At 59.4% G+C, this 2,869-nt stretch carries 1 protein-coding gene and 1 pseudogene; both read left to right on the forward strand.

Annotated features, from left to right (window positions below; translation table 11 throughout):
• Nucleotides 1–554: 554 nt before the first annotated feature.
• Nucleotides 555–2,306: an ABC transporter permease gene (locus tag WCA53_RS00855; RefSeq protein WP_423904316.1), complete on the forward strand. Its 1,752-nt coding sequence runs from the start codon at nucleotides 555–557 to the stop codon at nucleotides 2,304–2,306.
• A gap of 77 nt (nucleotides 2,307–2,383) precedes the next feature.
• Nucleotides 2,384–2,689: pseudogene (locus WCA53_RS00860) on the forward strand (AAA-associated domain-containing protein); the annotation flags it as partial.
• Between the last annotated feature and the right edge of the window lie 180 nt (nucleotides 2,690–2,869).

Here is a 2,869-nt window from a genome sequence, read left to right on the forward strand (position 1 = left end):
AGCGCGAAGAACGCTCGTGGAACGGTCATTTGCCTAGTTAGGGAGATGGCTGAATTATTGGCGAACGATGCGGCAGACGGTAGCGGCGTATTTCCATTCACTCGATTAACGTCGCGGTGCTTCATGGGTTAGCTCCTTCCTGGCGTTGAGGATGTGCAGGCATGACCGATGGGAGATGCGCGTTTAACGTCAACGTCAGCAAGTCTGATGCCGCACGCGCCGCATGGGTCGCGGTGCTGTCCCCCTAGTGGTCAGTAACTAACGGGAGCCGCCTTTAACCTTTAAGGCTGAGTGGTTTGTTTTTCCGAAACGAGGGTCAGTTTCACAGAACTGCCACATTTCACGTGTCACATCCATAGAACAAGCAGAAGTCTCATCAGAATACTTTTCCTCCACTTGCCATGAAGAAAAACCTGAAGACCAAACTGCTGATCTCTAGTGCCCCTGTCGGCCTGACCGTTGAGGACCACGATCGCATTCTGAGTCATGACCGTAGGCATCCAGCCGATGCTTAACCCGCCTTCCTTATTGAGACCATTTGCTGGGAGCACTTCATGGACTTCAGTTTTAATCTGAACCGCACCGCCAATGCATCGGCCAAGCGATTGCTCCCCAATGGCTGGGACTTCGTCGCTTTTCCGTTGATCATTTGCTTGATCGCGATGGCGGCCATTGGTTTTCATCAGACGTTGGCGCCGATCGCAACGTTGAAGACCCAGATCATCTCGCTCGACCCGACACATCTGCCCGAATACGCAATGCGCACCACGTTGCGCATGCTGGCGGCGATGGTCGCGTCGCTAGTCTTTACGCTCGCCTACGGCACGCTCGCCGCGAAGAGCCGGCGCGCCGAGAAGGTGCTGGTGCCGATGCTCGACATCCTGCAGTCGGTGCCGGTGCTCGGCTACATTTCGTTCACGGTCACGTTTTTTCTCGCGCTGTTTCCCGCGCGAGTGCTCGGCGCGGAGCTCGCGGCGATCTTCGCGATCTGGACCAGCCAGGCCTGGAACATGACGTTCAGCTTCTATCAGTCGCTGCGCACGGTGCCGCGCGATCTGGACGAAGTCTCGCGCAGTTTTCATCTGACGGGATGGCAGCGCTTCTGGAAGCTCGAGGTGCCGTTCTCGATGCCGGGCCTCATCTGGAACATGATGATGTCGATGTCGGGCGGCTGGTTCTTCGTGGTGGCCTCCGAAGCAATCACGGTGGGCAGCAACACGATCACGCTGCCGGGTATCGGCGCGTATCTGGCCCAGGCGATTACCGACAAGAACCTGCACGCGGTGGGCTGGGTGATTCTCGCGATGACGTTCGTGATCATCGCGTACGACCAGTTGCTGTTCCGCCCGCTCGTTGCGTGGGCTGACAAGTTCCGCATGGAAACCACCAGTTCCGGTAACGCGCCGGAGTCGTGGCTGCTCGACCTGATCCGCCGCACACGGCTGATCCACCGCGGGCTAGTACCCATGGGCTGGCTCTTCGCGAACGCAGCGCGCATACCCTTGCGACTGCCGTTGCCCGCCAGAGGAGGTTTCGCCGATCCGCAACGGCGCAAGCAGTCGCGCATGGGTGACATCGTGTGGGGGATCTGCGTGATCCTGCTGACGTTGTATGTGGTCTATCGCGTGGTTGCCTATGTGCGTACCGGCGTCACGCTCGATGAAGTAGGTCACGTGCTCGTGCTCGGTCTCATCACGCTGCTGCGCGTGGCGCTGCTGATTGCGATCTCTTCGGTGATCTGGGTGCCGATCGGCGTGCTGATCGGGCTGCGTCCGGCGCTCGCCGAGAAGATCCAGCCGCTCGCGCAGTTTCTCGCGGCGTTCCCGGCGAACCTGCTGTTCCCCGTGTTCGTGATCGTGATCGTGCGCTTTCACTTGAACCCGGATATCTGGCTCTCGCCGCTGATCGTGCTGGGTACCCAGTGGTACATCCTGTTCAACGTGATTGCCGGTGCGAGTGCGTATCCGAATGACTACCGCGAAGTCGCCTCAAACTTCCACATCCGTGGCTGGCAGTGGTGGCGCAAGGTGATGTTGCCGGGCATCTTCCCGTACTACGTGACGGGCGCGATCACGGCGTCGGGTGGCGCGTGGAACGCGAGCATCGTCGCGGAATTTGTCCAGTGGGGCGATACCAAAGTCGTCGCCCATGGTCTCGGGTCATACATCGCACAGACGACGGCCGCCGGCGACTTTCCGAAGATCATCCTGGGCATTGCGGTGATGTCCCTGTTTGTCACCCTGTTTAATCGCACGCTGTGGCGTCCGATGTATGCCTACGCCGACTCCAAGCTTCGACTCGACTGAGAGTAAAACGCCATGGAAGATCCTAAGGCTGCCGTAACCGTCACGCTGCCGCTCAAGGTGCAGCCGCGCGCCGGCGAAGGGACATTTTCCTGACCCCGGCGGCCCGCTCCTTCGCCGAGTTGGGCACGCAGGAGCGCAAGCTGATGCTTGCGGAAGATCTGCTGCGCAATGTGCCGCTGGCTGCGCGAATCAAGAAAGTGCTCGACTAGCGCCCCGGCCACGGTGCGCCGCGCGTGCGTTTCGAGCACGAACTGGAAGATTTCCTGTCGGATGGCGCCGCGGAAGAGACGCTCGACGCGGTGATCAACTGGGGCCGCTACGGCGAGATCTTCTCGTACAACGACAAGACGGAAATTTTTAGTCTTGAGGACGTGGAATCCTGATCCCTTGGCTTCGGCTCAATGAGCGGGCATGCGAACCAGCACGGATTGCGTTGACTCCGTGGCAGGCCGACCACAATCGCCCACCTCCACAAGGGGGGTGATTTTCCTACCCAATGAGGGTATATCGGATCCGCGTTTTGTCCGATAGTACAGACACACCAAAAACCGCCGCAGTATGGT

This window comes from Caballeronia sp. (genome assembly GCF_049581465.1).
Taxonomy (GTDB): domain Bacteria; phylum Pseudomonadota; class Gammaproteobacteria; order Burkholderiales; family Burkholderiaceae; genus Caballeronia.